The sequence below is a fragment of the Microcystis sp. M53602_WE12 genome (genome assembly GCF_030065455.1).
GTDB lineage: Bacteria > Cyanobacteriota > Cyanobacteriia > Cyanobacteriales > Microcystaceae > Microcystis > Microcystis aeruginosa.
This window is the reverse complement of sequence record NZ_JASJFB010000622.1, coordinates 22841-29541: the sequence shown is the minus strand read 5'-3', so window position 1 is coordinate 29541 and position 6701 is coordinate 22841. Positions and strand designations below refer to the sequence as shown.

Below are 6701 nucleotides of genomic sequence, written 5' to 3'. Positions count from 1 at the left end.
GATAACTGATAACTGATAACTGATAACTGATAACTGATAACTGATAACTGATAACTGATAACTGATAACTGATAACTGATAACTGAATATATGCCACAATTAGTTAATTATTATGATGTTTTAGGAGTATCTCGCACGGCTACTGGTGACGAGATCAAAAAGGCTTTTCGACGACTGGCGCGTCAATATCATCCTGATGTTAATCCGGGGGATAAATCGGCCGAAGAAAAGTTTAAAGATATTAATGAAGCTTATGATGTTCTCTCCGATGAAGAAAAACGGGTTGAGTATAATCGTTCCTTGACAGGAAATAAACGCCGCGGGATACGTCCGGGGGAAAAAGCGAATAGTAACGGTAATGGAAAAATCCCCCGTACAGAACAGGATTTATGGAAGTTTAGAGATTTTAATAACCTTAATACTAAGCGCGCTAAAATTGCCTCCTCTCCCCGTTTAACTCGTCGAGATGTGGAAGCAAAATTAACTTTACCTTTAGAGAAAGCCTATCAAGGTGGCAGACAAAGAATTCGTCTGGAAGATGGTAGATCAATAGAGGTTGATATGCCGGCAGCTATGATCGATGGTCAGAAAATTCGTCTCAAAGGTCAGGGTATTGAAGGGGGTGATTTATATTTAAAAATAACTATCGCTAGGCATCCTTTTTTTAGGATTCAAGGTTCTGATATTGTCTGTCAAGTACCGATTACTCCTAGCGAGGCAATTGTGGGCGGTTTTGTGGAAATTCCTACCATTGACGGGTTAGTTAAAATGATGATTCCTAAGGGAGTAAAAAGTGGTCAAAGATTACGTTTGGCTAACAAAGGTTATCCCACTTCCCAAGGAGAAAGGGGCGATCAATTAGTGGAAATTATATTAGTTAATCCTCCCAATCCTAGCCCTGAAGAATTAGAACTTTATCAAAAAATACGGGCGATTGAAACTTTTAACCCTCGTCAAGGTTTATAAAGATTATGCTAGGTGGGTTACGGCAAATTTGAAATTTTTTGTCAAAAACATAACTTGTTCTTGCCTAACCCACCCTACACCTAACCCTTAATTCCTGTCTTTTTATGATCAATATAATTGACACAATTAAACCTTTTTATCCTCTAGCTTTCAAGGCTATTCGGGGCAATTTAGAAGGAACACAAAAACAATTATTAAATACTCTGCAAAAAATCGATCGCTCGCGGGGGGAATTTTGGGGACAATGGTTAATCTCACAATTATCAGAATCCCTCAGTTTTAGCGATTCTCGCCTATCTCAAAGCCTCTGGGGGTTAAATTTCCCCAATCCCGTCGGATTGGCGGCAGGATTCGATAAAGACGGTTTAGGGGCAGGACTTTGGCATAATTTCGGCTTTGGTTTTGCCGAGGTGGGTGCTGTCACCCTAGAAGGGCAACCGGGCAACCCAAAACCGAGATTATTTCGTTTACCGGAAGATTTGGCCGGATTAAACCGTATGGGGGCAAATAACCTCGGTGCGCCGGTTCTAGCGGCAACTCTCCAGCAATCTTGGCAACGACAACCCCGACAGATTCCCATCGGCATTAACCTCTGTAAATCGAAAAATACGCCCCTAGAAAAGGCCCCGGAGGACTATTTAGGCAGTTTTCGCTATTTATTCCCCCATGCCGATTATTTTGTCGTTAATGTTAGTTCTCCCAATACTCCCGGTTTGCGTTCCCTGCAAAGTGGTGAACAACTCGATAAAATCCTCCACATTTTACAAACAGAAAATCAAGGCAGAAAACCCCTATTAGTGAAAATTTCTCCCGATTTAGAATGGGAAGATATCAGAACAATTATTGACTTAGCTTTCTCCTATCAATTAGCTGGAATTGTCGCTACTAATACCACCACTAAACGCACGGGATTAAAAACTACAATTCTGCCTGAAACTGGTAAACCAATCACTGAAGAAGCAGGGGGAATTAGTGGGCAACCTTTGCGGGAACGTTCCACGGAAGTTATCCGTTTTATCTATCGGCAAACCCAAGGCAATTTACCAATAATTGGAGTGGGAGGCATTTTTTCTCTCGATGATGCTTGGGAAAAAATTACGGCTGGTGCGAGTTTATTACAGATTTATACCGGTTGGTTATATCGAGGACCCTGGCTAGTATCAAATATTTTACAAGGATTAACAGAAAAATTAGAGGCTAATGGGTTGACTAATATTAATCAAGCGGTGGGTTGGCAAGCTAACCAAGAATGAGCCAATTTTCTCCGGTAATTAGCAATAATTTCGGAAAAATTAGCTGAAATGTTGTCTGTCACCTTTGGGGATAAGATAAGATAATTAGGATAACTACAATAGGACTACTCTAGAGACTACAACCGCAGACAAATCGATCGCCAAGTATGGAACTTTTTAACCAAACCACAATTCTATGTCAAAAAAATCATTTTTACCCGGTTGTTTAGTCGTCCTAGGACTAACAGCAGTAACCGCAGGAGGTGTCTATCTTTATCTACGAGGACAACTTCCTTGGCAAAGATTCACCCCCTTAGAATCGGCAAAAGTTATCCCAGAAACTGCCTTTGCTAGTAGTTTTGTCTCCACGGATGCAAAAGCTTGGTCAGTGTTAGCTAAATATGGTACACCAGAATCGCGAACTGCGGTTAGTCAAGGACTAGAAGAATTACAAAAAAATATCTTCACTGATAAGATTGATTATCAACGGGATATCGAACCTTGGATCGGTAGTATTAGCTTTGCTTTCCTTCCCGCAGCTACCCCCGGACAATCGGAATTATTAACGGTTATCGGCATCAAAGATAAAATTAAAGCGTCGGAATTCCAGAAAAAACTAGGACAACAAGTTAATCGCAAAACTAGCACCAGTGACTACAAAGGTGTTAAAATTACTGCTATAGATTGGCAGGATAACACCACCATTTATATTGCCGTTGCGGGGGATTTTTTGTTGATATCCTACGATAAAAAGGTGTTAGAAGCGGCGATCGATACCTACCGAGGACAGCCATCTTTTAGCAGTAAACCGGAAGTGAGAAAACTGCTTTCCCAATCCCTCAACCTCCCCAATACCCTAGCGACAATTTATATCGATGATTATGCCGCAATCTTGGGACCAGATGCTAATTTATCTCCCCAAAGTCGGCAAGAATTAGCAAAAATTCAAGATGTTGTCGCAGGAGTGGGTGTCACCGATACGGGATTACAGTTACAAATGGTGGCTAAACTTGCTCCTGAAACTATTTCTAACCTACCTTCCCCCAGCAGAAATCAAGTTTTAAATTATTTACCCGGAGATACCATCGCACTTTGGAGTGGTAATAATCTTAAACAGGGATGGGAAGAAGCAGAAAAACAGTCCCAAACTAACCCAGAATTACAAGTTTTTCTGCGTCAGATCCGTGAGAATTTTCAGATGGCAACCCTTGACGCGGATCAAGAAGTTTTCAACTGGATGGATCGAGAATTTGCCTTTGGAATTATCCCCAACCAGCAAGCAGTGGGAGGGTTAGGTTTTGGGGGAATGATGATCTGGCAAACCGGCGATCAGAAAGCGGCAAAAATTACCCTCGATAAGTTAAATGAATTGGTGAAAACTGTTCCCTTTATCACCATAAAAAACAGTCAAATTTCTGGCCAAGATGTAACTGAATGGAAAGCGGAAGAACAAGCTATTTTAACCTATGCTTGGCCTAATAATGATACCCTAAAAATGACCGTCGGAATTCCCTATCAACCCCAACCGAATCAACCGATTAGCAAAAGTGAGAATTTCCAAGCATCGATCGCAAATTTGCCTAAAAATAATCTCGGTTATTTTTTCATCGATGTGGAGCAAATTATTGCTAAAGCAGGGGGAATTAATAATCTTCCAGCCACGGAATTAACCCCAGAAGCAAAGGCCTTTTTAGAATCGGTACGCGGGATCGGAATTACTGCCACTATGCCTGATAAAACCACCAGTAAAATTGATGTTTTATTTTCCCTGAAACAAACTCCCTAAAAAGTAACCGACTAGATAAAGCGATCCACAGAGAATTATACGACTATCGGCAGATTCTTGGATGGCTTTTTTTAGTCCTAAAAATACATCGGAACAACTCTCTAGGTGAGATAATTCTGGACAAATTGAAGCCGCTAATTCCGCTAAGGTTTCAGGATTGGCACTGCTATGATCCGGGACAGGAACTAAATATAAACTATCGCCTTTTCTTAATAAAGCTTGGAATATTTCCCGATGATCTTTAGTCGATAAAATACCCATCACCCAGATAATTTTTGGAGCCTTTAAACTATCTACATAATGCCTTAAACCAATGGCAGCAGCAGGATTATGAGCGCCATCTATTAAAATTTCTCGCTGACACCAATTAACGGTTTGTAAACGTCCTAACCAGCGAGTTTTTGCCATTCCTTCTTGCACGACTTCATCGCTAATTTGCCAACCTTGCTGACGTAAAATATTAACAACAGCGATCGCTATAGCCGAATTAGTTAATTGAAAATCTCCCGCTAAGGATAAAGGATATTCTAACCCTTGATATTTGGCCCGATTATCGGCAATTTTTTCGGCAGCTTCTACCCATACCGTCGGACAATTTAACAGCTTGATTCTCTCCCTAACTACCCCCTGCGCTGATTCCGGTAATTGTCCGATAACTGCGGGACAATTCGCTTTTAATATCCCCGCTTTCTCCCCTGCAATATCGGCAACCGTCGGCCCTAAATTTTGCCAATGTTCCCGACTGATAGAAGTGATGACAGTAACCAAAGGTTGAGCGCAAACATTAGTCGCATCTAATCTTCCTCCTAAACCCACTTCCATCACGGCAATATCCACCTTTTCCTGAGCAAAATACAGCCAAGCAGCGGCAGTAATTACCTCAAATTGAGTAGGACTTTCCTGCTGGGGATCGATAAGCGACTGTAGATTTTTAAGCAGGTTTTCTAAAGTCGCGGTTTCAATATTTTCGCCATTAATAGAGATTCTTTCTGTCCAATCAATTAAATGGGGAGAAATATAACGTCCGACTTTGTAACCGGCGGTGCTGAGAATAGATGATAGATAGGCACAAACCGAACCTTTGCCATTAGTTCCTGTGACATGAATAATCGGAATTTTATCTTGGGGATTGCCTAAAATCTCCAGCAGATTTTTTATTCTTTCTAAACCGAGATTGACACCAAAACGCTGAAAAGGTTGCAGTAAAGAATCGATAGTCATGGTTGGCAAACTATAAATAGGGTTTGCGGCAAAAAGTTTTTCGGTGGGGGTAGGGTGTGGGGTGTGGGGTGTGGGGTGTAGGGTTTTACCGATTTTCATCTGCTCAATTACCTAATTTTCAGGGAAAAAGTACCTGAATTTTCCCCCTGATCACTCCCAGACGAGGCACTTTTGGATTTCAAAAAGGTCTAAAAGTTTTATTCAACAAGGTTTTTAGATTTATTCAGCAGACCCTAAATAAAGGAATCCGGCTAGGATCGATACTCCTACCGGCACTGATGACCCTTTCTCTGGGTGATAATGTCTAAAGTTTGACTAAAATGCTCGGTTCTTTTTGGATCGGTAAAACATCAAGAGAGTCAATATTAGCGCAGTATTTTAAATCTTCTTGACAGTGGAGACGCAAGAGGCGCTGACCATGACTACAACTGTGGAACATTCCTAAAAGATCATTTTGCCATTGACGATAAAGAGCGATCGAGGCGATAACCTCATCATTACCGATCGCCATTTGCCCCGATTGTTCTTGTAGCGCATCGGCGATCGCTCCAGCACAGGCCGTATCTTCCAGAGAATAACCCCCTTCCCAACCAGAGCCAACAATCCAGACGGTTTCGGGCTGCCTATCCAATAAGTAATTAACGGCAGCTTGCCGATTGATCATGGCCGCAGTGATCACGATTGGGGATTCTTCCACTCTTTGCAGAGCGCGAGTGCCGTTAGTGGTACTGATAAACAGACGACGACCTTTCATTAAATCAGGGGTACAATCGAGGGGAGAATTGCCCAGATCGCAGCCTTCCACTTTCGCGCCACCTCTTTCTCCTGCTCGGAGACGTTTTTCCGGTTGCCAGGTATCGCTCACCTGCATCAGGGTTTTCAGATCGCTGAAGGTTTGCACTGCTTCCGCACCGGCATTAAGGGCAGTGGCGATCGTGGTTGTTGCTCTTAAAACATCGATAACGACGGCGCAATCGGGTAGAGTATGGACGGGGGTAAGTTCGGGAGTATGATAAATGAAAACCTGCACGATTTATACCAAGTAAAAAGTAAAAGGGGAAATAAGCTCAACATACCGCCGCTCGGCGTTGCGCTGGCAGAAGAAAGACAAGGCCGATTTTATCACGATGGATGTCAGCTAGTTAAGCTGTTCTTAATTCAAATTGCTGGTTGAGATCAGGCAAGGGGGGGCTAATCTCAGAATAAGCGGTTTAAATACGTCTTAGCTTAGGGACTTGCGCTTTGATAATGTACCTTTTGGGCGAACTGCGTTCGCCCCTACATTGTGGACAAAATCCGTTACTGTAGGGGCGCAGAGCTTGCGCCCTCCGATCGATTGGGATATTATTCTCACGCAAGTCCCTTATTACTTGAAATGCCCACGCGGATCACAAAATTGGCCAATTGTCAATAGGGTTTGAGATGCTCTCACCCTGTCGCTCGTCATGACTAAATGTTATAATTAATAATTATTATGCCTGCTAACCTCAAGATTC

5 protein-coding genes are annotated in these 6701 nt (G+C 42.3%); 3 read left to right on the top strand and 2 right to left on the bottom strand.

Annotated elements, in window-relative coordinates:
- Positions 1–90: 90 nt before the first annotated feature.
- The 3 genes from PX482_RS19805 to PX482_RS19795 all read left to right on the top strand — a co-directional run bounded on the left by PX482_RS19805 (position 91) and on the right by PX482_RS19795 (position 3984).
- Positions 91–966 carry a J domain-containing protein gene (locus PX482_RS19805; protein ID WP_002759132.1) on the top strand — a complete coding sequence of 292 codons (876 nt, stop codon included), beginning with the start codon at positions 91–93 and terminating at the stop codon, positions 964–966.
- A 104-nt stretch (positions 967–1070) separates the two neighbouring features.
- A complete protein-coding gene (locus tag PX482_RS19800; RefSeq protein ID WP_002759134.1) occupies positions 1071–2219 on the top strand; it encodes a quinone-dependent dihydroorotate dehydrogenase in 1149 nt (382 codons plus the stop codon).
- Positions 2220–2394: 175 nt separating this feature from the next.
- On the top strand, positions 2395–3984 hold the full coding sequence (locus PX482_RS19795) for a DUF3352 domain-containing protein (protein ID WP_002759136.1): 1590 nt from the start codon (positions 2395–2397) through the stop codon (positions 3982–3984).
- Here the strand turns inward: PX482_RS19795 and PX482_RS19790 are convergent.
- Both PX482_RS19790 and PX482_RS19785 read right to left on the bottom strand, forming a co-directional pair.
- Positions 3958–5205 (bottom strand): bifunctional folylpolyglutamate synthase/dihydrofolate synthase, encoded by a 1248-nt coding sequence (locus tag PX482_RS19790; protein ID WP_288122906.1) that lies wholly within the window; start codon positions 5203–5205, stop codon positions 3958–3960. The genes PX482_RS19795 and PX482_RS19790 overlap by 27 nt on opposite strands.
- Before the next feature lie 304 nt (positions 5206–5509).
- Positions 5510–6235, bottom strand: coding sequence for a 2-phosphosulfolactate phosphatase family protein (locus PX482_RS19785; protein ID WP_002759138.1), 726 nt, complete (start codon positions 6233–6235; stop codon positions 5510–5512).
- Positions 6236–6701: the final 466 nt, after the last annotated feature.

What these genes read in the sequence shown, in the direction of transcription:
- PX482_RS19805 (WP_002759132.1), top strand. Translation starts at nt 91, where the DNA reads ATGCCACAATTAGTTAATTATTATGATGTTTTAGGAGTATCTCGCACG.
- PX482_RS19800 (WP_002759134.1), top strand. Translation starts at nt 1,071, where the DNA reads ATGATCAATATAATTGACACAATTAAACCTTTTTATCCTCTAGCTTTC.
- PX482_RS19795 (WP_002759136.1), top strand. Translation starts at nt 2,395, where the DNA reads ATGTCAAAAAAATCATTTTTACCCGGTTGTTTAGTCGTCCTAGGACTA.
- PX482_RS19790 (WP_288122906.1), bottom strand. Translation starts at nt 5,205, where the DNA reads ATGACTATCGATTCTTTACTGCAACCTTTTCAGCGTTTTGGTGTCAAT.